Consider the following 24,254-nt stretch of genomic DNA (forward strand, 5'->3'; position numbering starts at 1 on the left):
ACGGGCTGAATGTATCATTAAACTTTTGAGATGTGCAGCTGCAATCTCAGAAAAACGGGGTTATATCCCACTCAAACGAAGCCAAACAGTCTACACAGAGAATATCAATCTGAACGGTTATTCTTATGCTGAATTTCCTTTTCTATTGACACAAGACCATGCACATATTCACAATTCATTAAGCCATACATATTGTATTCTTTAAAGTAGCTTTTTAGCTATTCTGACTATTGCTACAGATCCATCGCAGCGCTTTCTTAGGTGTCCCCAGATTGGTTTTATCGCACAGGAAGTGGAAAAGGTACTGCCAGAACTAGTGCATACCAATGATGAAGGCTACAAGTCACTCTCGTATGATAAGCTTACAGCAGTGCTTCTGGAGGCGATTAAGGAGCAGCAGGCAATTATTGAGGAGTTGAAGAGTGTGAACGAAAAGCAGTCTGCTGAGATTGCGTTACAGAATGAACTGCTCACAAAACAGCAGTCTGAGATAGAAGCGATTCGCGCATTTGTTGGGATGGAGTGAGGTGAGCTATTATAAGCACCTAAGAGATCTGGGTCTGGTGCCGCTATGATAGTCCACGCGAGCTTGTTGCGTGCACCTTCTGAGAAGTCTATGGGAGAGCCGTATACGGGAAATCTGTAAGAACTGTTCGATGAGGACGCGGCGGAAAAACCCCGCGATTACTCCACTGCTTAACCTCCTAAGAATATCAACCACAGAAACCACGGAACACACGGAAAAAGAGAAGAACCAGAAATTCAGAGATTAATAAGCCAGTATTTCTCCAAGATTATTTCCTTTCCTCTTTCCGTGTGTTCTGTGCCTTCCTTGGTTAACCTCCTAAGAATAACAACCACTGAAATCACGGAACACACGGAAAAAGAGAAGAACCAGAAATTCAGAGGTTAGTAAGCCAGTATTTCTCCAAGATTATTTCCTTTCCTACTTCCGTGCCTTCCGTGGTTAATCTCCTAAAAATAACAACCACTGAAACCACAGAACACACGAAAAAAAGAGAAGAATCAGAAATTCAGAGGTAAGTAGGTCAGTAGTTCTCTAAAATTATTTCCTTTCCTACTTCCGTGCCTTCGGTGGTTAACCACCCTAAGAATAACAACCACTGAAATCACGGAACACACGGAAAAAGAGAAGGACCAGAAATTCAGAGGTTAGTTTTTAATTACATGAGACCAATTACAGATGTTTTCGCAGTTCCTAAGTCTCTCCATAAGTACCACGAATCTCTTTAAAAGCTGTACCCCGATCCCCAGTTTGTGTCGTTACTCCTGAAATGTGCATCGTTTCACACTTATTGATCCCCGTTTATAAGTTTGCTTGAAAATGTGAAAACAGTGATGTAAAATTAGTTAAAATAAAGACTTGCAATACATTTATGAAGTTATGGGTAAAAAGTGCTACATTTGCATGGTAACAGTACCTGTAGAAGAACGAAATGTCGCAACTTACTTTCAACGTTAAATATCGCACCGAAATTGTCCTTAACTGCAATTGTGGAAAATTATTCCCTGCAGATCGGTACAAAAATTAAAGGTTAACAGGAAAAATGAGTAACACCCGAATTGCAAAAAATACTCTGGCCCTCTATATTCGGTTACTGCTGGTAATGGGGGTTACCTTATTTACTTCCAGAATTGTATTGCAAGCACTGGGGGCAAGCGACTATGGTATCTATACTGTGGTTGGTGGTTTTGTGGTTCTTATGATTTTTATGAATAATACCCTGGCAGCAGCTTCTTCACGCTTTTTCTCCTTTGAACTGGGCAGGGGTACAGATGGTAACATAGAAAAGGTGTTTCGTTCAACTCTGACTATCCATCTGGTATATGCACTTTTGATCGTAATTCTGCTTGAAACGTTTGGGGTATGGTTTGTTAGAAATCATCTTACCATTCCACCGGAGCGTATGTCTGCTGCACTCTGGGTTTTCCATGTTTCCGTATTTGGGGCATTTATATCGATAGTTCGGGTGCCTCTTTCTTCTCTGATAATAGCAACAGAGAAAATGAAAGCATTTGCGTATTTAGGTATAATCGATGTTGTGATAAAACTTATCGTTGCCATAGTACTAATCTATACAAAGCACGACAAGCTAATAGTGTATGCAGTTTTGATAAAACTATCACAGATAGTTGTTTTCTTTATTTATCATAATTATTGTAAACGCAATATTACCGGGTATCATTTGTTACCGTTACTCGATAAGGGAATTCAAATAAAAATTATCAGTTATACCGCATGGAGTTTCATTGGAAGCAGTGCAAGTATCTTAAAAACTCAGGGTGTTAATATCTTACTGAATATATTTTTTGGTCCATCTGTTAATGCTGCTCGCGGTATAGCCTATCAGGTAGGGGCTATGTTAAATAATTTTACCCAAAAGTTTACCGTTGCCATGAATCCTCAAATCGTTAAAAAATATGCAGTTGGTGATATCATTGGAATGAACAGTATTGTAGGGAGGGGGGCAAAATTTTCCTTTTTTCTGGTTCTTTTAATGAGTTTACCATTACTTTTCCATACAGAACTTTTACTTAATTTGTGGTTAGTTGAAGTTCCACGTTATACAGTCATTTTTACGAAATTGCTTATAATAAATTCGCTTATCGATTCTTTTGCTTATGTTATGACTGCATCTGTACAGGCTACAGGAGATGTTAGGAAATATCAGTTAGTGGTTGGAGGGATGCAGTTATTAAACTTGCCAATCTCATATTTGCTTTTAAACAGAGGATATCCTCCCGTAACCGTTTTTTATGTTTCAATACTGTTAGCAATAGGTGCAATTTTTTTGAGAGTGACTGTTATAAAAAGTAAAATTCCTGAATTTTCAGTAAAGAAATTTGTTTTGTCGGTTTTAAGTGTTTGTGCCGTTGTTGTTGTATTGTCCTCCATTCCTCCTTATTTGGTATACACTACGGTAGATAAAACCTGGCAGAGTTTCATAATGATTTCCATTGTATGTTGTTTTTCGACGATGCTAAGCATTTGGTTTGTTGGATTGAATGATACAGAAAGGCTTTGGCTTTTATCTGGAGTTCGATCGTTTATCAAAAAAACACAGTCCTAAGAATGAAACAACAATAAAAAGATAGCGGGAAAATCAGCACTAATAATTGGATAAAAATGAAATGAAAAGATTTATAGAATGTATAATACCAGTAACTACCTGTAATTTAAAATGTAGTTACTGTTATGTAGAACAACAGAACAGATTTTCTCAAAAAAAACAACTACAATTTAAATACTCACCGCAACATATTGGTGAAGCATTAAGTGTTAAACGTTTAGGGGGGGTATCTTTTGTAAGTTTAACAGGTTCAGGGGAAACGCTTATACCAAAGGAAGTACCACAAATAGTTTTAAATATATTAAAACAAGGACATTTTGTTAACCTTACCACCAATGGTACGTTGATTTCTCGTTTTGAAGAGATAATAACTTTAAAGAATGAGTATTTGGAAAGGCTTCACTTTTCTTTTTCTCTGCACTATTGCGAGCTGAAGAGAACCAATAAACTTGAAACTTTCTTTAAAAACATCAATATGGTTAAAAATGCAGGTTGTTCATATCTAGTACAAGTTAATATGAGTGATGAGTATTTACCTGTGTGGGATGAGATCAAGGAAAAGGTGATTGCCAACACCGGCGCGTTACCTCAGGTGGCTTTGACCAGGGATGAATCGGGTCTTCCCAACAATTATAAAATACTGACCCAAAAACCCGAAGAGGAGTATGTATCTAAGTCAAGAGAAGCAGATTCCCCATTGTTTGAATTCACTCTAAAAAATTTCATGAAGAAAAGAAAAGAGTTTTGCTATGCAGGTGAATGGAGCGCAAAGCTGAACATAGCAACAGGTAAGCTCTCTGGTTGCTATGGATTTGGTATAGTACAGAACATATTTGATGACCTGAGTAAGCCAATTAAATTTGAAGCGATTGGTTGTAATTGTCCCTTTTTGTACTGTTTTAATTCCAGCCATTTTATGTCATTGGGAGTGATTCCTTCCCTTTGGTCTCAATCTTATGGTCAGTTAAGAAACAGAGTTGAAGCTAAATGGCATACTCCAAAAATGGAGGAGTTTTTAAATCAAAGGCTATTCGATGACAATCAACAATATACCTGGTTTAGAAAACAGTATTGTACTATGAAATACAGACTTCTTTGGTTGATCTTAAAAGTCAGGTCTGAGTGTAAAAGGTGGTTTAAATTAATTGTAAGATTAAAGAGGAAATAATGGGTACTGAAGAAATAATTGGACTTAAACAACAGATTACCGAAAAAATAAGTAGTTTAATAAACAGCGACTACATATTTCTCGATCTCCCTTACTATACCAACATCGGAGATGTTTTGATTTGGAAGGGAACGGAAGATATGTTAAAGACCTTACCGTATAAATGTATCTACAAATCTTCTATTGAAAATTATGTTAAACCACAAATATCCAGTGACGTAATCATACTCTTGCAAGGGGGGGGGAACTTTGGGGATATATGGCGTCGTCACACAAAATTTAGCCTCAAAATCATTCAAGACTATCCTGAAAACAGAATAATAATTTTACCGCAAACTGTTTATTACAAATCCTCTCAAACCATGCACAGTGATGCTCACCTGATGAGCATGCATAAGAATTTAACATTATGTGCCAGAGATACTACTACGTTTAAGCTTCTGAACAGATATTTTTCTAAGAATCACCTTGTATTAATGCCGGATATGGCATTTTGTATCTCCAGGGATTTTATAAATAAATATAAGAACGCAGCTCACAAAGAATCATTGTTTATAAATAGAAAAGATCAGGAGCAGTTAAGCCCAGACCAAAACAACTATACTTTTGATCATAATGGAGTGGAAGAACGCGAATGGCCCAGTATGGAAAAACCTATGTTCCATACAAAGATGTTGTTTTGGTGTAAAAAAATTACTTCAGCTCTTACAAGAAGAAATGTATTCCCCAAAACTATGAATAAACTGACTGATTTTTATGCTCAAAAAATTTTTATGCCCAAAATTCTTAAGCTTGGCATTCAATTTATCAGTGAGTACCAATATGTATACTCGACCCGATTGCATGGAGCTATATTAGCAGTTTTGTTGAATAAACCCGTGACCTTTTTTGATAATTCATATGGAAAAAACAGCACCTTTTATACTACATGGTTAAAAAACTATAAACATATAAAGTTTATCAAAAAAGATGAGATGTTACTTAAAGGAAGAAAAGAATGAAGGTTTCTGTAGTAGTGCCAGTGTATAACGTAGAAAAATATATAGAGCGTTGTTTTGTTTCTGTAGCCAATCAGAGCTATAAGAATATCGAATGCATTTTCGTGGATGACTGTTCTCCTGATAGCTGTAATACTTTATTACAAAATATGATCACTTCATATAATGGGCCAATTTCCTTTAAAATATTTAAACATGAAAAAAATTTAGGTTTATCAGCTGCCAGAAACTCAGGTACTAAAGTAGCTTTAGGGGAATATGTCTATTACTTAGATAGTGATGATGAAATTACACCCAATAGCTTAGAGCTACTGGTTAGTTTGGCAAAAAACTATCCTGGTGTAGAAATGGTACAGGGTAATACACGAACTGTAACTCCAACCGGCTACGGGGATAGGTGGAGAGACGTAAAGCATCTGAAATTCCCGGAATATTCAGATGATAAATTATGGATAAAGGAGAGATTCTTAGAAATTCCAAGAATACCTGTCAATGCCTGGAATAAATTAATAAAACGATCCTTTTTGCAGGAAAATGACCTCTATTTTAGAGAGGGTATCATTTATGAAGACGAGCATTGGATGTTTTATGTAGCAAAAAAAATCAGCTCAATAGCTGTATGTAAGGAATATACCTATTACCACTATGTGGTACCTGGATCTATCATACAGTCAAATAAGCTGAATTCAGTACTTTCTTCGTGGGACAAAATACTAACTGAACTATCTGAAAACATTGATGATGTATTGCCCCACTTGCAGAGGAAATACATATACTTGTCTATAAACAGATGCATCAGGCAAATCAGCTCAAAAAATAATACACAAAAGTATATAAAACAGTACCGAAAAATAATAGTTTCACACCTGAAATCATCATTGAAACGATTGTCTGTGTGTGAAACATTTCTATTACTTCTTCTGTTTTTGCCAAACACCAGATCTATCAGAGGGCTGTCAAAAAGGTTGCTGTTAAATGTGCTTTGAGGTACAAATTAACCTGCACAGCTATTGGAATAAATTAAATGTTGAGAGTACTTGGCAGTATGTTATTATGTGTCATAAACTTATTGGAGTATCGTGTCTATCTGCAAATGAATCGTATGGTACTGTTTGGTCACCCAGTAGGTAGGCCCGGTAAAGGCAATTCCTCGCTAAGCACAGTACAAAACCCCCTGTAGTTAGATTTTTTGCTTAGCGCACTTTTTTTAAAACGCACTCTATAAAATAGTCATAATTGTGATAACACATTGAAAGAAAAGAAATATAGAGATATAATTAAGCAGAAAAAAACTAAATTCGGTAAATAATCAGGAGTTTTACTACGTGGCTTTGGTTAGTGTAATAATCCCTACTCACAAAAGAGCAAAATACTTAAAAGAAGCGATTAGTAGTGTCTTCTTACAAACTTACAGTGATTGGGAGCTGATAATTATCGATGATAACCCTTTAAACAGTGAGGATCAAAAGAAAACAAAAGCGGTTGTCGATACTTTTCCTTTCCAGGAAAAGATTAAATACATTCCCCACAAAAATTCCCTGGGGGGTGCTGCAGCGAGAAACACTGGAATTGGGGCCGCAAGGGGAAAATATATCGCTTTTCTTGATGATGATGATTTGTGGGAAGAAAGTAAACTGGAAAAACAGATCCAACTGTTTAAAAAAAATGAGAATCTTGGTTTAGTGTATTGTAAAATGTATGGGTTTACAGGAACCCAAAAAAAGTGTGTTCCGCAGGACTATTTGGTAAGAGGAGACATCTACAAAGATATATTAGCAATGAACTTTATGGCAACATGTACAGTGATGGTCAAAAAAGAGTGTTTCGATAAGGTCGGGATGTTTGATGTGACATTGCCAAGCAGGCAGGATCATGACATGTTTCTTAGAATATGCAAAGGATATCGTGTGGATTTTGTGGAAGAGTACCTGGCTGGTATGCGCTTGCATCAAAACAGAATAAGCAGAAATGTTGAAAAGAAACAAAATGGTTGGAATCTGTTCCTAAAAAAATGGAAAAAAGAACTGGACCGATTCCCTAGGATTAAAAATAGAGTCTATGCCTCATACAACTGGGAAATGGGTAGAGTATATTATTATTGTCAGCAGTATTCATCTGCCCGGAGGCATCTGTTCAAGGTAATACGGTACAACAAATTTAAATTTAAAGCCCATATTTTATTTTTAGCCTCACTGCTTAGAATTGATATACGCTTAAAGTAAATAAAAACTACCTGTGTTGTAAATAGAAAGAATTTAGAGAAAATTAACTTTCACAGCTTTCTGCTTACATCCGTTAAAAGATTGGCCACACAGCTCAATGCTAAACTGTGTATTGAATGCTGTCGATTGAATGCTAAAGCAAAAAAGATCCAGACCTCTTTAAATACCCCTCATACCCCGGCAGCAGAGCCATATTGATTTAGAACACAGGAGTGAATAGTGGAGTTTCACACAATAAGGTGATAAGGAGTATTTAATGGGATTAAATCATATCTAATGGCCTGTTTACCACAAATTTGGCTCTTGAAAACACTTGTTAAGTGAACAGATCAATGATAGAATAAGAGCGCAGCAATGATTGTAGTCGGTAGATTTTTTCAGAGTGAGGAACATGAAGATAAAAACTCTGGTAGTCGATGATACCGTGGTTTATCGTAAGATATTATCAGAAGTGGTGTCCAGTTTAGATGAGCTTGAGCTTGTGGGAACAGCGCCAAACGGAATAATAGCTTTAAAAAAACTGGCTCGTATTGAAACAGATCTTGTTTTGCTTGATCAGCACATGCCTGAAATGGATGGAGTGGAAGTACTTAAGAAAATAAAAGAGCAAATTCCTAAAATTGAGGTAATAATGCTTAGTGGTATCTCCACCCGAAGCACGGATACTACCATTAAGGCACTGGAGATGGGAGCTGTTGATTTTATTCGTAAGCCAGAGGGTAATGATTTTGCTGCGAGCATGAAAACTCTCGTTAATGATGTGCGTCCGGTAATACGCTTGTTACAAATGCGCAATGTTAAAGGGAAAGGGAATGTAACCCCAATAAAGAAAAAGAGGGTAGAATCTTCAAAGAAAACGATTGCTCGCGCCTATGCTCCAGTACCGAAAAATTTTTCAATACTTGCAATAGGTGTATCGACTGGTGGCCCGGATGCGTTATCAAGGGTTATTCCAAAACTACCTAAAAACCTATCTGTTCCTGTTCTAATAGTGCAACACATGCCCCCGGTGTTTACTAAGTCGCTTGCTGAAAGTTTAAATAAAAAATCTGCCATTACTGTTCAGGAGGCAAAAGAGGGGGAAATCCTTAAGATATCAAATGTATATATTGCTCCTGGCGGATATCATATGGTTATTCGAAAAGAAAAGGAACATAATACAATACACCTTACCAGCAGTCCACCGGAAAACAGCTGTCGTCCGTCAGTAGACGTACTGTTTCGTTCGGTGGGGCAGGTATATGCAAATAAAGGCATTATGTCGGTTATTATGACAGGTATGGGAAATGACGGGTTGAATGGGGTTCGGGCGCTTAAAAGAAGTGGCTGTTACAGTATTACTCAGGCGGCAGAGACTTGTGTAGTATATGGAATGCCGCGGGCGGTAGATGAAGCTGAGCTTTCTGATAAATCGATTCCACTTGATAATCTGGCGAATCATATTGCTGATAAATTGCACGTTGAAAAGGATAGGATACCGGTAAATGGGACCTGTTAAAATAGATAATAATGAATTTAAATTAATTGGTGATTATATAGAAAAGCACTGTGGCATTCGCCTTAAGGAAGATAAAATGTACCTTGTTGAAAGCCGCCTGATGCCCTTGATGGTTGAATCGGGGTGCAGGGATTTCACCTCCTTTTACTACAAGGCACTTGCTGACAAGAGTAACTATCTCAGGGATAAGATTGTGGATGCAATGACTACGAATGAAACACTTTGGTTTCGTGACGGGCAGTCATTTAAAATATTTAACGAGAAGATATTAGATGAACTGATTTCAGAGAATCCATCTGAACCCATTCATATATGGTCTGCAGCATGTTCAACAGGTCAGGAACCTTATTCTTTAGCTATAGCAATTTTGGAAGCTTCAAAAAGAGATTACAAAGTTAAACCAGAACGATTTAAAATTCTTGCAACTGATATATCCCCTACGGTACTCTTTTTGGCCAACACAGGGAGGTATGACAGCTTTGCGATGTCACGGGGAATGGATCCGGCTATTAAGGAGAGATATTTTTATCCTGATGGTAAAATATGGTTACTAAAAAATGATGTTAAAAAATTAGTAACCTTTAAAAAGTTTAATCTGCAGGAAAATTTTTCATCGCTAGGGAAGTTTAATTTTATTCTGTGTCGAAATGTACTAATATATTTCTCAGAAGAATTTAAAAAAGATATTTTGAAGCGAATTGCAAGACAATTAAAACCTCCCGGGTACCTTATGCTGGGTTCTTCTGAGTCATTAATTAACTATAGTGAAGAATTTGTGATGAAAAGGCACAACGGATCTCTTTTTTATCAGCTTAAAACCATGTCTGCCGTAAATGGAGTAAAGCAATGAATGTACTATCAGTAGATGATTCACCAACTGTGAGACACTTTATTAAAAGTGCTGTTGATCTACTCGGTTATAGCTTTTATGAAGCTGGTGACGGGGTGAAAGGTATAGAAATCGTACAAAATACCAGAGAAATAGATTTAATATTACTGGACTGGAATATGCCTGTGATGAATGGATTAACCATGCTCAAAGAGCTTAAAAAACACTCAGAGTATAAAAAAATTCCTGTCACAATGGTTACTACCGAAACAGAGCGGTGTAAAATGATCACTGCTATTGAAGAAGGCGCTAAGAATTATATAGTTAAACCTTTTACACAAGAAGAACTAATCTCTAAAATGATGGATAGCCTGGGATTGGGAATATAGAAACGGAGACGCAAGAATGAATCATCAGGAACACGAAGTATTGGATGAACTTATTCTTGAATCAAGAGATCACCTTTCATCGATTGAACCGGATTTGCTCTCTTTAGAAGAGAGCAATTCTACCGAAGACAGTGAAGTAATAAATCGTATTTTTAGAGCTATTCACAGCATTAAGGGAGGGTTTAGTTTCTTTGGATACGAGAAAATAATAAAGCTTTCTCATGTCATGGAAAATGTGCTGTCCCGGGTAAGGAATGGTGAGATTGTATTCGAGAGTGAAATAATAGACGGGTTGTTATGCGGAGTTGACAAGCTTAGGCTATTGCTGGATGATATTGAGGGAACTGAACATATAAGTATTGCTGAAGAAGTACAAATTTTATCACCCTTTCTCAAAGAAAAAACAGCTGAAGTTAAGGGCAAAAAGAAAAACACTACTGTACGGTTATCGGTTTCTGCAGAACAGAAACACAGGATCATTAAGGAGGGTAAGTTTCTATATAAAATAGAGATCGTACCTAAAAGAGATTTTATTGAAAACAAAATGTCACCTGATCAGCTATTTGAGAAGTGGGAAAAGATAGGTGAGATAGTAAAAATAAAACCAGATCCAAATGGCCTTACAGATTCAGAACTAAAAAAAGTTCAAAAGATAACAGCGCTTTACTCTACTGTTTTAGAACCCGATCTTGTAAGTGTTGGTACCGGTATAGCGCAAACGCAAATTGAAAATATTGATTTGGCCAGGAATAAAGAAAAAAAGAGAGTGAAACAAGAGGTTACAATGCAGAAAAATGAAACCTTGGAAAATAAGGATTCTGTGACAAAACATAAGATAGAGGATTCGCTGAGGGTTCGTATTGGCTTACTAAATAACCTTATGAACCTTGCAGGTGAACTCGTTCTTGGTAGAAATCAGTTGATTCAAAACTTTAATCGCAGTTTTTTTGAAACAGAGAATGCACAAAGAGCAAAAAAGAAGATTGTTGAAGATATCGTTGCGGTTGCCGAAAACAATGGTAAACGTTGTAACGATACCGATATTGACCGGATTGCCAAGCAGATTGATGAAGCGTTTTCATTCAGGCTCATAGACATCAAAGGCGTAAATGGGATTGTTCAGAACATTGATATGACTACAAGTACACTCCAGGAAAACATAATGCAGACTCGGATGCAACCGATATCCGTGGTGTTTTCAAAATTTCCAAGGGTGGTGAGAGATCTTGCAAAAAAGCTTGCAAAAGAAGTGGAACTAGCAATTATCGGGCAGGAGGTTGAACTTGATAAATCTATAATTGAACTGTTGTCCGATCCGCTGACTCACCTTATACGCAATTGTGTCGACCATGGTATAGAAGCCCCTCAGGTTCGGCAAAAGGCAGGGAAGTCTGCCAAAGGTAAAATAGTGCTCAGGTCTTTTCACGAAGGTGGTAAGGTTAACATAGAAATTACCGATGATGGGGCTGGAATCAATAGTGAAGCGGTGAAGAAAAAAGCAATTGAAAAGAGTATTATCACTAATGAACAGGCAGAATCGATGTCTGAGCAGGAAATACAGATGCTAATCTTTTCAGCCGGATTTTCCACCGCTAAAAAAGTTAATGATATTTCTGGTCGTGGCGTTGGCATGGATGTGGTAAAAACCAACATAGAAAGGCTTGGTGGAACTATAGAATTGCAGTCCCAAAAAGGGCAAGGGTTAACTATTTACCTTCGCCTCCCTCTTACACTGGCTATTATACCCTCTTTGATAGTAACAGCTAATACCCGACACTTTGCTATTCCGCAGATGGGAATAGAAGAAGTTGTGCGTATAAGGGCAGGAGATATCACTAAAAAGATTGAGAGTGTACAGGGATCCGAAGTGTTTAGGCTTCGGGATAAATTGCTTCCCCTTGTCAGGCTAACAGATCTTATAGGTCTGGAAAATACCTATAGAGACCCCAAAACCGGTGAGTTGCGTATCGATCGAAGAAGAAGGTGGTCGGACAGAAGAGGTTTGGCTGATACAAAAACTGATGAAAAACTTCCGGCAGAACAGGAACGAAGAAAATTGGGAGCTGATCGTAGAGTAAGTGTGTCAAATGCAATTAAAATTGTTGTACTGAAAAATGAAAACAGACATTTTGGTTTGGTTGTGGATGATGTAAGAGATAATGAAGAGATAGTGGTAAAACCGCTGTCAGAGTATTTAAAAGAGTGTAAATGTTACAGTGGTGCAACAATCATGGGTGATGGAAGAGTAGCGATGATACTTGATCCCGGTGGAATTGCAGAAGCCGCTAAATTACGATTTGATAAAACTGAATCAGCCCAAAGAGAACGAAATCTAAACGAAACTACAAAAAACAATCTGGAAGAGATGTTGATCTTCAACATTGGCTCAAAGGAACTCTTCGCCCTTAAGCTCAATTCCGTCGCGAGAATAGAAAAAAGAAAAGTAGAAGATATCGAAAATGTAGGTGATAATGAATATATCCAGTTCGAAAAGAAATTACTTCATTTGATTAGGGTCGATAATTACCTTCCGGTAACTAAAGCAGAAGAGGATAGCGCATATGTTTTTGTAATTGTCCCAAATAACACAGAAAAGCTCTTTGGAATTGTTGCAAAAAAAGTGGAAGATGTTGTAAAGGTTAATTTAGTTCTGGATAGAGAAACAATAAAAGGTACAGGAGTGAAGGGTACTGCAATTATTAATAACAAAATGGTCGTGGTTGTTGATATAAAAAGTCTTAGCAAATTAGCAGAAGACAGATCTACAGAGGCTGAGGAGTTATGATGAAAAAACAATTTTGTTCATTTTACCTTAACAGGTATTTGCTTGGAATAGAGGTACTTCTAGTAAGAGAAATAATAAATGGGATTGATATAACGCCGGTTGATGGAGCCGGGGAAGATGTTACCGGCCTTTTAAACCTCAGAGGGCAAATAGTAACCGTTATTGATCCAAGTGTAAAATTGGGGTTTACCAGGCATGGAAAAAATGATTCCAATAGTATTATAGTCCTAAAAACGGAAAAAGAGCTTGAAGTGTATAGGCGCAACGGTATTTCGCTTCAGAATACATCAAGAGATATCATCGGTCTTTACATCGATAAAATAGATGATATGGTTGAAACAGAAGAAAGTGCTATTTTGCCTGCACCGGCCAATGTTGATTCCATAGATAATAAGTACATCAGGGGTGTTGTTAAACTTAAGGAAACACTTATGACTGTGCTGAAAATTGATGAGCTGTTAAAGATTTCTAAGTAGAAAATTGGTAAGGAGTATCAATTATGAAAAACGTAAATCTGAAAAATAAGTTGATATTTTTAAGTGTGGGGCTGGTACTTTTTGTAAGCATTCTGATGGTTGTTGGTTCAATTATCTTAACCAATAATACAATAAACCATGAAAAAGAAGTTACAGTAAAAGAGATGGTGAACATAGGGTTGGGTACACTTGAGTTATTTTATTCAAAGGAGCGTAGCGGAGAGTTAAGTAGGGAAGAAGCCCAACTGAAGGCAAAAGAGGTTATCGGATCGATGAAGTTTGGAAATAATTTACAGGATTATTTCTGGATAAATGACTTTGAACCAAAAATGGTTTTACATCCCTTTCGATCAGATCTGGAGGGAGAAAATGTTTCGGGAATACAAGATCCAGACGGGCTGTATCTATTTGAAGAATTTGTAAAAGTATGCAAATCTCAGGGAAGTGGTTTTGTAGCCTATCAGTGGCAATACTATGATGATACTCAACGCATTGAGCCGAAAATATCCTACGTATCTGAATTTAAACCCTGGAATTGGATAATTGGAACAGGGATTTATGTTGATGATATTACCCAAAGAGTAGCGCGAACAAGAAATATATTGCTGTTCATAGCATTCCTGGCAATTATGGTTGCAATAGTAGTAGCTGTAATATTTGCCTTTTATCTGATAAAACCGATTCGCGATACAATCGATATGCTTAAGGATATTGCCCAGGGCGATGGTGACATTACAAAGCGCCTAAGCGTTACATCCAAAGATGAAGTTGGTGAACTCGCACACTGGTTTAATGTGTTTATAGAGAAAATTCACACTATCACCAAAGAAGTTAGTAAAGACACCAAAATATTGACAAAAGCATCTGAAAAGTTATCTGCTACATCAACTCAAATAGCTGCTAATGCTGAGGAGATGACTGCACAATCGAATACTGCTGCTTCTGCTGCTGAGCAATCGACATCTAATGTAAACAGTATATCCACTGCTGCAGAACAGATGTCCGGGGCTGTGGAGTCGGTTGCTACTGCAATTGAAGAAATGAGTGCCTCATTGACTGAAGTAGGGCAAAGCTGCCAAAAGGAATCAAAAATCGCAGCAAGAGCAAATGAAGAAGCTCGCTTAAGCAAAGAAACCATGGAGAAATTAGGTGCTGAAGCAAAGACAATAAGCAAAGTGGTTGATGTTATAAATGATATTGCTGATCAAACAAATCTACTGGCTTTGAATGCAACTATTGAGGCTGCAAGTGCAGGTGAAGCTGGAAAGGGGTTTGCCGTTGTTGCAAGTGAAGTAAAAGAATTGGCCAGACAAACTGCTCAGGCTACAGAGGAAATACGGGGACAGGTAGATGATATCCAAACCAACACAGAATCTGCAGTTAATGCGATCGATTCTATCACTTCGGTGATTGAAGAGATTCACTTAATTTCTCAAACAATTGTAAGTGCTGTAGAGGAGCAAACTGCAACCATCGCGGAAATATCCAGTAATGTAAGTGGTGTAAACGATGGGGCTCGTGAAGTAGCTCAAAATGTAACCGAATCTGCACAAGGTTTATCTGAGGTATCTTCAAATATAAGCGGGGTAAACAGTGCTGCTGCTGATACCTCACAGGGAATCATCCAAATAAACCAAAGTGTTTCTGATCTGGTCGATCTCACCAGTGGACTCGATAGAATAGTTAAACAATTTAAGGTTTAACTTAATAGGTAACATGAAATAACAGTAGGAGTACGTGATGTTTAATAACCTTTCACTTAAACTCAAGCTCATACTTTTTACCGGAACCCTTCTTCTTATCATGGGTGTAACACTTAGTTTTGTTGCCTATAGAGCCGCAGAACGGGCCGGTGAAGAAATAGCAGAGGAAGTTTTTGAAGAAAAATTGTATGGGGACATCAATGCTGTTCGAAGGTATGTAGAATCATTCTATGGTTCCATTAGTTTGCAAGAGGGGAAATTGGTGGATAAATCTGGTTTACCCATTGAAAACAGACACGAAATGGTAGATGCAGTACTAAAAGAATTAGGAGTAGTAGCCACTATTTTTGTTCGTGATGGTCAGGATTTCAGAAGAATTTCTACCAATATTGAAAATGAAGATGGAACCAGAGCTGTGGGAACAATGCTTGGAACTCAGAGTGACGCTTATCAACCAGTTACGCAGCAGCAGCAATATATTGGGGAAGCAAGAATTCTTGGTTTACCATATCTATGTGCTTACGATCCAATAATAAACGATGACGATGAAGTCATTGGAATCATCTTTGTAGGTGTAGACAAAACAGAGGCTGAGTATCTTAGGTCAGACGAGTTGAGGACTCTGATGTTTCAAATAGCAGGAGCCTTTTTCTTTGTATTTATTGCTGCGTTGTTTGTACTGTTTGTTATTATAAAAAAAATAACCGCGCCCATTGTCGAAACAACAGAGATGTTAAAAGATATCGCACAAGGCGAAGGAGATCTCACTAAGCGTCTTAAAATAACAACTCAGGATGAAATAGGTGAGCTTTCAAAGTGGTTTAATGTTTTTGTGGAAAAGATACAGAATATAATAAAAGAGGTTAATTCCGACACTACTGCCCTTTCTGCTGCTTCAGAAGAGCTATCGTCTTCATCAACTCAGATAGCGGCTAATGCTGAAGAAATGACAGCGCAATCAACAACCGCCGCTTCAGCTTCTGAACAGGCAACCTCAAATATCAATACCATCTCTGCCGCTACCGAACAAATTTCCGGATCCATCTCAACTGTAGCCACCTCTATTGAAGAGATGAACGCATCTTTGAATGAAGTTTCCAGAAATTGCCAAAAGGAATCTGAGATAGCACTAAACGCGACAGAGGAGGCAAAGAAGAGTAAAGAGATCATGGTTCGACTTGGGACAGCTGCTAAGTCTGTGGATAAAATAGTTGAAGTAATTAACGATATAGCAGATCAGACCAATTTGCTGGCGCTAAACGCAACCATTGAAGCAGCATCAGCCGGAGATGCTGGTAAGGGGTTTGCTGTTGTGGCAAACGAGGTTAAAGAGCTTGCGAAGCAGACCGCCAACGCAACCAAAGAGATCAGTACCCAGGTAGAGCAGATGCAAACCAATACAGAATCGGCTGTCGCAGCCATAGATTCCATTGCTGAGGTCATTAATGAAGTAAACCAAATTTCTCAGACGATTGTAAGTGCTGTGGAGGAACAGACTGCCACTATATCTGAAATATCAAGTAGTGTGAATGGTGTTAACACCGGGGCTCAGGATGTGGCTAAGAATGTAAATGAATCAGCGCAAGGCCTTACCGAAGTTGCTAAAAATATCAGTGGAGTGAATACTGCCGCTCAGGATACTGCTCAGGGTATCAATCAGGTAAAAGAGAGTACATCTCAACTGGCTGAGCTCGCTTCAAAACTGGAAACTATAGTAAGGCAGTTTAAGATATAATTGCGGTTAATGGAACAACGCCATGCATAGCGTACCGAAAGCAGGGAAGGTCTCCTTTCCTGCTTTTACCTATTCTACTCAATTGAAGAAAGCGTTTTTGTCAGTAAATTCCAAAATCGTTCTACAGAAACGATATTAACCGATTCATCGGGTGAATGCGCGTTGCGTATATCCGGACCGCATGAAACCATCTCCATAGACGGATATTTTGATTTTATGATACCGCACTCAAGACCTGCATGGACCACCGCTAACCGGGCCTCCTTCGAGAAAAGAGAGCTATAGGTTTTCTGCATAGTTCTAACAATTTTAGATTCTGGCTGTGGTTGCCAGCCCGGGTAGGACCCGGAAAATTCAATTGCAGCACCCGCAAGATCAGACACGCTCTTTAACGTTGCACAAATATCATCTCTTGAGCTATCTATTGAGCTGCGAAGAAGAAATAGCATAGTAATAGTACTGTCATTTATCTCAACAACCCCAAGGTTACCGGAAGTAAGAACCGCGTCTCCCTCTAAACCACGATCTTTATAAACACCCGCCGGTGAAGCGTAGAGCACTCTGATATAGCGCTCTTTAAGGTCTTTTGAAAACACCTCTATAGGTAAGGAGTCGCAATCTTTAACTACTATTTCGACTCCGGGATCGGTATTTTGAAGTTCGTATCGAACCTGTGTTTCAAACTTTGCACAGTAACTTTTTAATGCTTCTCTGTTTTGCTCCTCTACAACAATAGTAGAATGTGCCTCTCGTGGTATAGCGTTACGAACTGTTCCCCCTTCGAAATCGGCAATTTCGATACCAATGGCTTCATCTGCATTATAAAGCAAACGGCCCAGAATTTTAATGGCATTACCTCTTCCAAGATCAATATCCAGACCCGAATGCCCACCCTTGAGTCCTGTTACAACTATGTTTAGCGCTGAAGACCCGGTGATTTTGGGTGAAAGTGTGGTAAGCTCCATGGTTACCCTGCCATCAATCCCACCAGCACACCCTATGCATAGCTCGCCATCCCTTTCTGAGTCGAGGTTGATGAGTATATCACCGCTGAGGAAATTCGGTTCGATATTTTGCGCACCTGTCATCCCGTCTTCTTCATCTACCGTAAATAAAGCCTCGAGAGGACCGTGTTTTATCTCTTTGTCTTCAAGTAGCGCGAGTGCACAGGCTACGCCTATCCCATTATCTGCCCCAAGTGTTGTTCCCCTTGCTTTCACCCATTGTCCATCTACATAGGGCTTTATGGGATCCTTGTGGAAATCATGAGTGCTGCCGCTTTCTTTTTGGGGTACCATATCCAGGTGCCCCTGTAGTGTAACAATCGGCAAATGATCCATAGTAGCTGACGCGGGTTTTAGAACAACTATATTGCCCGCAGAGTCAGTTTTATACTCAAGCCCAAGGGAATCGGCGACACTTTTGACGTATTCCCCAACCCCTTGCTCATTTTTTGAAGTGTGTGGAATGGTACACAGGTTTTCAAAATGTTTCCACAATGATGTTGGTTGAAGCTGCTGTAAATTCATTGCTTGCTCCAGGTATTAATGTTAGATTATGGATCAGGGACAGCGTTAATAGAGATAATTAAACACTCAAAACACTTTTCAGGGTGTCTTTTACTATCGTCTCATCGACATCTTTAGCAATAATCGATTCACCCGGGCTTGAAGGAAGGATAAAACGAATGTTTCCCCTGAATATTTTTTTATCAGAGAGCATAGCATTGTAGATAGCATCTACATCTGCTGCATATGGAAGAGCTGGCATGGGTAGATCCGAAAGGATGCAATCATAGTGTTTGGCATCTGATTCTCTGATACTCTTCTTTCTTGTACCCAGATCAACAGCACACTTTATCCCCCATAGTACAGCTTCTCCATGAATCAGACCTTCAAATCCATAAAACTGTTCGAGAGCATGCGCAAATGTATGGCCAAAGTTAAGAAGTGCCCGTACACCCGATTCTGTTTCGTCCTGTTCAACAATACCTCCCTTTATCTCTATACTGCGCCTGATTCCTTCTGAAAGTGTTTGAGGCTCAGCATTTAAAAGCTTTTCCTTGTTAGCTTTTATAAAGCTAAACATATTGGCGCCACCAATAAAGGCGTATTTAAACAGTTCTGCATACCCAGCGACATACTCTTTTTTTGATAGTGTAGTAAGAAAAGAGGTGTCAATCCATACAATGCGGGGTTGATGAAACGCTCCTATAAGATTTTTACCCGAAGGGTGGTCTACTGCGGTTTTGCCTCCCACACTCGAATCGACCATGGCAAGTAGAGTAGTGGGAACCTGTACAAAATCGATGCCTCTCATAAACGCGGCGGCGGCAAAACCGGCCACATCTCCGACAACTCCACCGCCAAGAGCGATAATATACCCTGAGCGATCAAAACGTTTGGTAATCAGTGTGTCGAGTATGCCACTCCAGGTATCAATCGTTTTATACTTTTCTCCATCCGGCATAATATGAACAGAGCAGCCCAATTGTTCTTTCCATCCCTCAATCAGATCGTTGTAAAGTTCTGCGAGTGTTGTGTTGGTAACAACAAGGCTCTTTCTGTTGGAGAAATTCCGTAATAGATACTCCGGGAGCTCGTGTGAGTTTTCTCTTCCCAGAATAACGGGATATGATCTGTTTCCTAAACTAACTGATAGTTCCATGTTTTAAGCATTTCGATTAAGGTGAATTTATCAGGACTCAAGTATTTGGATATCTGCTCCAAGAGCTTTAAAATCCTCTACAAATGTCGGATAGGTTACTGCGGCGGCTTCCGCGCTGTCGATAACAGTTTCACCTTCTGCGTTCATACCTGCAAGTGCAAGAGCCATCACTACCCTGTGATCATCATGCCCACTGACATGAGCTCCTTTAAGAGTGCTGTGCTGAATCACAAGACCATCCGGATGTTCTCTGACAGATGCACCCATTTTGCTCAGCTCACTGCACATTACTGCTATTCTGTCGGTCTCTTTGATTCGCGCCTGTTCTACATTGCCAAGCAGTGTTTCGCCGGAAGCCTTACAGGCTGCCACAGAAAGGGCCGGCAGAGCATCGGGCATACTGTTCAGGTCAACAAACATCCCCTTTAGTTCTCTGCTGTTGCTTACGGCTACTTGCTGTTCTATTCTTACATCCGCACCCATTTCAGTAAGGACTTTAAATACATCCTTATCACCCTGAGGATCCGAAAAATCAAGTCCGGTTAATTTTAACTCCCCATTTGTTACTACCCCCGCAACAGCGGCAAATGTAGCCGAGGAGAAATCAGCCGGAACGGTAATGTCAACAGGTTCATACTGCTGTCCACCGGTGATTATAAAGGAAGTAAGGTTTTGTGAATGTTCGAATTCTATTCCAAGCTTTCTTAACCACCAGAGTGTTATTTCTATATAGGGTTGTTCATGAATATTAGAGACTGTCAGGTGAGTATTATTTTTAATTAGAGGGCACGCCAGAAGGAGACTGGATACAAACTGCGAAGAGATTCCATCTACTACGGTTTTGCCGCCCTTAAGCGGTCCCTGAATGGTAAAGGGAAGTTCCTGGTTTTCTGATTCTATTGTGTAGGAAGCGCCAAGATTTGCCAGGGATTCCAACAGGGGCTTTATGGGTCTTGACCGCAAAGAATTATCACCGTCAAAACGCCTCAGTTTGTGTCCAAGTGCTGCTGCGGATGCAAAAAGAGTGGTTCCGGTACCTGAATTACCCATGTCAAAAAGTTCATCTCCACCGTTAAAATCACCCGCAATACCATCTACCGTTAGCTGAGAATCTTTGCTCTCCACATAGGCCCCAAGGGCGCGGGCTGCCTTTACAGCAGATCCACCGTCGCCGGTTAACAGTGGTTTCCTGATGGTTGAAGTACCGTTTGCCAAAGCGCTGATAAGTAATGCTCGTATAGTATGAGATTTCGAAGGCGGTACCTCAAGAGTACCGTTAAGTTTTGAGGGGCGCACTATCCATTTCATAAGCCTGACATCCTTTAACTATTTGAGACAAGTTCCTGAAGCTCATCAAGATCAAACAGGTGCTCAGGAACCTCTTTTCCGGTCCATAATTTAAAACTTGCAAGCCCCTGAAAAAGAAGCATACCAAGACCGTTTATTATTCTACAGCCCGCAGATTCGGCATCACTAAGAAAAAGTGTCTTACGGGGGTTATAAATACAATCGAATACTGTCATCCCGGAGTGAAAACAACTTTTATCAAGGGGTGAATTGTCTACGTTGGGATACATCCCCACACTTGTGCAATTAACAAGTAATGTGCACTCCGATAACACATTCTTAAACGCGGGATCAGACAATGAGTATGCGTCAATTGAAAACCCGGTTTCATCCGAAACGCTGTTTGCCAACCGACTTACCTTTTCAAACGATCTGCCTGCAAGTGATAATCTCTTACAGCACTTCTCCAAAGCAATCGCGCAGGCAAGGGTTCGGGCTGTGCCTCCGTTTCCAAGTATAACAATGGTATCATCATTTGACTTATGCCCGGCATATTGAAGAGATCTGAAAAACCCTTCTGAATCGGTAGTCGTGCCCAGTAATCTACCATCATTAAAATAGAGAGTATTCACTGTTTTGGTACGGGCAGAAAGTTGGGAGATTTTATCACAGTACTTTAGAACAGATTCTTTGTGCGGGATAGTAACATTTGCCCCGGCAAAGGAGTTTGAGCGCAGCATATAGACAGCGTTGTGTAACGACTGAGGTGAAACGCTTAAAGGAATGTAGACAAAGGGAAGCTTTAGTGAGCGTAGCGCATAGTTTTGAAACAAAGGAGAGATTGAATGCTCCACAGGGTAGCCCAGCAGACATATACTACGGGTTGTACCATCAATAAAACTATTCATCAGATCACCTGCTCTCCAAGAAATGCTTTAACTCTGTTACGACCACTGTTTTTTGCCCGGTACAGTGCCACATCGGCCTCCTCGATCATCTCCTGAGGGGTGGCTATGTCTTCTCTGTAGGTGGTAACTCCCAGTGATGCACACAGCCGACCGTTGGGAAGCACCTGCTCATTAACGAAGCGATAATCATAGAGCGCCTGACGGATGTTTTCTGCGGTCTTAAGCGCAAGATTCAAAGATTGTGAAGGCAGAAGGATCGAAAACTCCTCTCCTCCGTAGCGGCACACGGTATCATCTTTGGAGCACACCGCGTGCAGTATCCTCACCACTTCTATAAGTGCGATATCACCCTGAATGTGCCCGTTTAGGTCATTAAAAAGCTTAAAGTGGTCGAGATCCAGCATTATAACAGAAAAAACCTTACCGGTACTTTTGGCCTGAGTGAACAACTTTTTGAACTCATCTTCAAAAAAGTGTCTGTTATAGGCTTTGGTAAGATCATCGGTGATTGCTCTGCTTGCAGTATCCATGTACTCATGTACATTAACGATTTTTGGAGTTGTGAGCAGTTTTTTGATATTGGTGTAGTAGTCGAGAGTAGCTACATGTATCCCTACATTTCTCCCAAGACTCTCACTCATGGTGTACTTGTGTTTTAAGATCTCCTTCCAGTCACTTTTAGCTTCCTCCTCGGGTAGGTGAATCTGAATGAGGGCAAGAATAAGGTCTTTGTAATAGGTACCTGGTTTCTTTCCTATTGAATCGAGAAGGTATTCATCATTTTGGATGTGGTCTACTATATCACCACTGACTATTTCTATAAATCTTTGGTCGGTAAGTTTTTTTAAGTTTGATATGGCATCTATATTTAAATTGGTATCTTCAATAGATGAAATCTCTTCATTTTTCATCCGGCCCTCAATTTTTTCCTTTTTGCTATCCATGGTCCTTTTCCTTAGTAACCGGTTAAAGCGTTAAAAGTGGACCGCAACACAACTCTATATTAAACGAGAGAAGAGTATGCAGATTAGTGAGAAAATAATTTCTGCAAGGTATTTCGTTACATATAGTGTGAATATTGGGGATATTTCAAAAGGATTTGACTAAAACATCTCCTCATCCTCAATCATTTCAAAATCCTCTTTCCAGGGCTCAAGTTCCTGTGCCCGGCTGGATTGCTTCAGTTTCCTGAGCGCCTTTATCTCTATCTGCCGAACCCGTTCGTTGGTAAGTTTTAGTTTTTTACCAATCTCATTGAGGGTCTTTATTTGCCCATCATCCAGGCCAAAACGCATAATTACCGTTTCGCGCTCTTTGTGATCGAGGCTTTGAAGAACGAGGGTTATATGTTTTCGAAGGCTGTTGAGCGATAGTCTGCCAAAAGGGTCTTCGCAGCGGGTATCTTCAATATACTCCCCTATGGTAGAGCCATCTTCACTACCTACCTCCATGTCCAGCGAAATGGGGTTTGCTGCGCATTCAAGGGCGATCTCTACCTTCTCAATCGGGCACTTAAGCCCCTCGGCTATCTCCTCGATTCTGGGCTGGGTGCCGTGCTGAAGGTGCCATTTTCGGATAAAATGCTCAACTTTGGTCACAAGGTCAAAGGTCGTGGCAGGAAGGTGTATTGTTTTTGATTTCTCGTGTATCGCACGATTGATTGCCTGACGAACCCACCAGATCGCATAGGTGGAAAACTTGTAGCCCTTGCGGTAATCAAAATTATCCACTGCAGTGATAAGGCCCTTGTTTCCCTCCTGAATCAGATCGCTGATCTCAAGACCCCGGTGAATATAGCGCTTGGCTACACTGACCACCAGTCGCACATTGGCCTCGATTATTGCGCATTTGGCCTGATTTCTCATCTCCTCCCAGTAGGAGAAGTTTTCGATAAGACTTTCATCCTTGCTCGCAAAAAGACGCTCTTTGAATTTCTCAAGAATATCTTTGGTTTGTCTGGAATTGAGCTTGAGTTGCTGACAACGGTCGATATAGAAATCTTCAAGCTGTTGAAGTTTCCTCTTTTCACTCTCAGAGGGGGTTTTGTCTTTTATCTTTTCCTTTAAGCTACTTAGCTCTGTATTTACGCTTTTTAACTGATCGAGTGTATCAAAAAAGGCATCTTCCAGCTCTTCAATTTTAGCAGGATTTTTAACATGCTGCTCCTCTAAGCGCAGCACATCACTGCAATCTATACTGCCTTTTTCCAGTTGATCGCCGATTCTGAAGATAAACTGCAGTATTTCCGGGTCTCTGAAAGCGGAATCGAGCAGCTTGTACTGAGCAAAGCGCATCAGTATTGAGTGCTGGACCTCCTGGCCTCTGCTCATCAAAGGAACACGCCCCAGGTTATTGAGGTAAATCCAGGTAGGATCACTGTAGTTTGGTTTTTTATCCTTTTTGGGCATCTTTTTGACCTTTTGTGGATTACCCTTTTCTCCGCCACTGGTTGCTTTATCTTCGTGTAGCACTTGCCCCCCACTTTATCTGTTTCAAA

The 24,254-nt window shown here is 39.7% G+C and carries 19 protein-coding genes; 13 read left to right on the top strand and 6 right to left on the bottom strand.

The features are described 5' to 3' along the window. Window positions 1–292 precede the first annotated feature (292 nt). The 13 genes from QA601_10680 (at window position 293) to QA601_10740 (ending at window position 16,895) form a co-directional block, all read left to right on the top strand. On the top strand, window positions 293–526 hold the full coding sequence (locus QA601_10680; GenBank protein MDG5815547.1) for a hypothetical protein: 234 nt from the start codon (window positions 293–295) through the stop codon (window positions 524–526). Between the two features lie 1,042 nt (window positions 527–1,568). Further along, a complete protein-coding gene (locus QA601_10685) occupies window positions 1,569–3,092 on the top strand; it encodes a hypothetical protein (protein ID MDG5815548.1) in 1,524 nt (507 codons plus the stop codon). Between the two features lie 61 nt (window positions 3,093–3,153). Beyond that, window positions 3,154–4,260, top strand: a complete 1,107-nt coding sequence (locus tag QA601_10690; protein ID MDG5815549.1) for a radical SAM protein — start codon at window positions 3,154–3,156, stop codon at window positions 4,258–4,260. Beyond that, entirely contained in the window at window positions 4,260–5,261 is a 1,002-nt protein-coding gene (locus tag QA601_10695) for a polysaccharide pyruvyl transferase family protein (GenBank protein MDG5815550.1), read from the top strand. The genes QA601_10690 and QA601_10695 overlap by 1 nt, the downstream gene beginning before the upstream one ends. Then, a complete protein-coding gene (locus tag QA601_10700) occupies window positions 5,258–6,244 on the top strand; it encodes a glycosyltransferase family 2 protein (protein ID MDG5815551.1) in 987 nt (328 codons plus the stop codon). The genes QA601_10695 and QA601_10700 overlap by 4 nt, the downstream gene beginning before the upstream one ends. Window positions 6,245–6,583: 339 nt before the next feature. Further along, window positions 6,584–7,480 (top strand): glycosyltransferase family A protein, encoded by an 897-nt coding sequence (locus QA601_10705; GenBank protein ID MDG5815552.1) that lies wholly within the window; start codon window positions 6,584–6,586, stop codon window positions 7,478–7,480. A gap of 391 nt (window positions 7,481–7,871) precedes the next feature. Further along, the gene (locus QA601_10710; protein MDG5815553.1) at window positions 7,872–8,978 is read left to right on the top strand and encodes a chemotaxis response regulator protein-glutamate methylesterase; all 1,107 of its coding nucleotides are present in this window, start codon (window positions 7,872–7,874) and stop codon (window positions 8,976–8,978) included. Further along, entirely contained in the window at window positions 8,965–9,828 is an 864-nt protein-coding gene (locus tag QA601_10715; protein MDG5815554.1) for a protein-glutamate O-methyltransferase CheR, read from the top strand. The genes QA601_10710 and QA601_10715 overlap by 14 nt, the downstream gene beginning before the upstream one ends. Then, window positions 9,825–10,196 (top strand): response regulator, encoded by a 372-nt coding sequence (locus QA601_10720; GenBank protein MDG5815555.1) that lies wholly within the window; start codon window positions 9,825–9,827, stop codon window positions 10,194–10,196. Before QA601_10715 ends, QA601_10720 begins: the two co-directional genes overlap by 4 nt. A gap of 16 nt (window positions 10,197–10,212) precedes the next feature. Next, the gene (locus tag QA601_10725) at window positions 10,213–12,981 is read left to right on the top strand and encodes a chemotaxis protein CheA (GenBank protein ID MDG5815556.1); all 2,769 of its coding nucleotides are present in this window, start codon (window positions 10,213–10,215) and stop codon (window positions 12,979–12,981) included. Beyond that, window positions 12,978–13,457, top strand: coding sequence for a chemotaxis protein CheW (locus QA601_10730; GenBank protein ID MDG5815557.1), 480 nt, complete (start codon window positions 12,978–12,980; stop codon window positions 13,455–13,457). The genes QA601_10725 and QA601_10730 overlap by 4 nt, the downstream gene beginning before the upstream one ends. Window positions 13,458–13,480: 23 nt before the next feature. Continuing rightward, the gene (locus tag QA601_10735) at window positions 13,481–15,160 is read left to right on the top strand and encodes a methyl-accepting chemotaxis protein (GenBank protein MDG5815558.1); all 1,680 of its coding nucleotides are present in this window, start codon (window positions 13,481–13,483) and stop codon (window positions 15,158–15,160) included. 37 nt (window positions 15,161–15,197) lie between these two features. Then, window positions 15,198–16,895 carry a methyl-accepting chemotaxis protein gene (locus QA601_10740; protein MDG5815559.1) on the top strand — a complete coding sequence of 566 codons (1,698 nt, stop codon included), beginning with the start codon at window positions 15,198–15,200 and terminating at the stop codon, window positions 16,893–16,895. Window positions 16,896–16,969: 74 nt separating this feature from the next. Here the strand turns inward: QA601_10740 and QA601_10745 are convergent, their stop codons facing one another. From QA601_10745 to QA601_10770, 6 genes are all read right to left on the bottom strand, one after another. Further along, window positions 16,970–18,424 carry an aminoacyl-histidine dipeptidase gene (locus tag QA601_10745; GenBank protein ID MDG5815560.1) on the bottom strand — a complete coding sequence of 485 codons (1,455 nt, stop codon included), beginning with the start codon at window positions 18,422–18,424 and terminating at the stop codon, window positions 16,970–16,972. Window positions 18,425–18,482: 58 nt separating this feature from the next. Further along, window positions 18,483–19,562 (bottom strand): 3-dehydroquinate synthase, encoded by a 1,080-nt coding sequence (aroB, locus tag QA601_10750; GenBank protein MDG5815561.1) that lies wholly within the window; start codon window positions 19,560–19,562, stop codon window positions 18,483–18,485. 30 nt (window positions 19,563–19,592) lie between these two features. After that, window positions 19,593–20,870, bottom strand: coding sequence for a 3-phosphoshikimate 1-carboxyvinyltransferase (gene aroA / locus QA601_10755; protein ID MDG5815562.1), 1,278 nt, complete (start codon window positions 20,868–20,870; stop codon window positions 19,593–19,595). A gap of 14 nt (window positions 20,871–20,884) precedes the next feature. Then, on the bottom strand, window positions 20,885–21,757 hold the full coding sequence (gene aroE / locus QA601_10760) for a shikimate dehydrogenase (GenBank protein MDG5815563.1): 873 nt from the start codon (window positions 21,755–21,757) through the stop codon (window positions 20,885–20,887). Continuing rightward, a complete protein-coding gene (locus QA601_10765) occupies window positions 21,757–22,701 on the bottom strand; it encodes a diguanylate cyclase (GenBank protein MDG5815564.1) in 945 nt (314 codons plus the stop codon). Before QA601_10765 ends, aroE begins: the two co-directional genes overlap by 1 nt. 159 nt (window positions 22,702–22,860) lie before the next feature. Continuing rightward, on the bottom strand, window positions 22,861–24,228 hold the full coding sequence (locus QA601_10770) for a sigma-70 family RNA polymerase sigma factor (GenBank protein MDG5815565.1): 1,368 nt from the start codon (window positions 24,226–24,228) through the stop codon (window positions 22,861–22,863). Window positions 24,229–24,254: the final 26 nt, after the last annotated feature.

Source organism: Chitinispirillales bacterium ANBcel5 (genome assembly GCA_029688955.1).
Classification (GTDB): domain Bacteria; phylum Fibrobacterota; class Chitinivibrionia; order Chitinivibrionales; family Chitinispirillaceae; genus Cellulosispirillum; species Cellulosispirillum alkaliphilum.

What these genes read in the sequence shown, in the direction of transcription:
- QA601_10685 (MDG5815548.1), top strand. Translation starts at nt 1,569, where the DNA reads ATGAGTAACACCCGAATTGCAAAAAATACTCTGGCCCTCTATATTCGG.
- QA601_10690 (MDG5815549.1), top strand. Translation starts at nt 3,154, where the DNA reads ATGAAAAGATTTATAGAATGTATAATACCAGTAACTACCTGTAATTTA.
- QA601_10695 (MDG5815550.1), top strand. Translation starts at nt 4,260, where the DNA reads ATGGGTACTGAAGAAATAATTGGACTTAAACAACAGATTACCGAAAAA.
- QA601_10700 (MDG5815551.1), top strand. Translation starts at nt 5,258, where the DNA reads ATGAAGGTTTCTGTAGTAGTGCCAGTGTATAACGTAGAAAAATATATA.
- QA601_10710 (MDG5815553.1), top strand. Translation starts at nt 7,872, where the DNA reads ATGAAGATAAAAACTCTGGTAGTCGATGATACCGTGGTTTATCGTAAG.
- QA601_10715 (MDG5815554.1), top strand. Translation starts at nt 8,965, where the DNA reads ATGGGACCTGTTAAAATAGATAATAATGAATTTAAATTAATTGGTGAT.
- QA601_10720 (MDG5815555.1), top strand. Translation starts at nt 9,825, where the DNA reads ATGAATGTACTATCAGTAGATGATTCACCAACTGTGAGACACTTTATT.
- QA601_10725 (MDG5815556.1), top strand. Translation starts at nt 10,213, where the DNA reads ATGAATCATCAGGAACACGAAGTATTGGATGAACTTATTCTTGAATCA.
- QA601_10730 (MDG5815557.1), top strand. Translation starts at nt 12,978, where the DNA reads ATGATGAAAAAACAATTTTGTTCATTTTACCTTAACAGGTATTTGCTT.
- QA601_10735 (MDG5815558.1), top strand. Translation starts at nt 13,481, where the DNA reads ATGAAAAACGTAAATCTGAAAAATAAGTTGATATTTTTAAGTGTGGGG.
- QA601_10740 (MDG5815559.1), top strand. Translation starts at nt 15,198, where the DNA reads ATGTTTAATAACCTTTCACTTAAACTCAAGCTCATACTTTTTACCGGA.
- QA601_10745 (MDG5815560.1), bottom strand. Translation starts at nt 18,424, where the DNA reads ATGAATTTACAGCAGCTTCAACCAACATCATTGTGGAAACATTTTGAA.
- aroB (MDG5815561.1), bottom strand. Translation starts at nt 19,562, where the DNA reads ATGGAACTATCAGTTAGTTTAGGAAACAGATCATATCCCGTTATTCTG.
- aroA (MDG5815562.1), bottom strand. Translation starts at nt 20,870, where the DNA reads ATGAAATGGATAGTGCGCCCCTCAAAACTTAACGGTACTCTTGAGGTA.
- aroE (MDG5815563.1), bottom strand. Translation starts at nt 21,757, where the DNA reads ATGAATAGTTTTATTGATGGTACAACCCGTAGTATATGTCTGCTGGGC.
- QA601_10765 (MDG5815564.1), bottom strand. Translation starts at nt 22,701, where the DNA reads ATGGATAGCAAAAAGGAAAAAATTGAGGGCCGGATGAAAAATGAAGAG.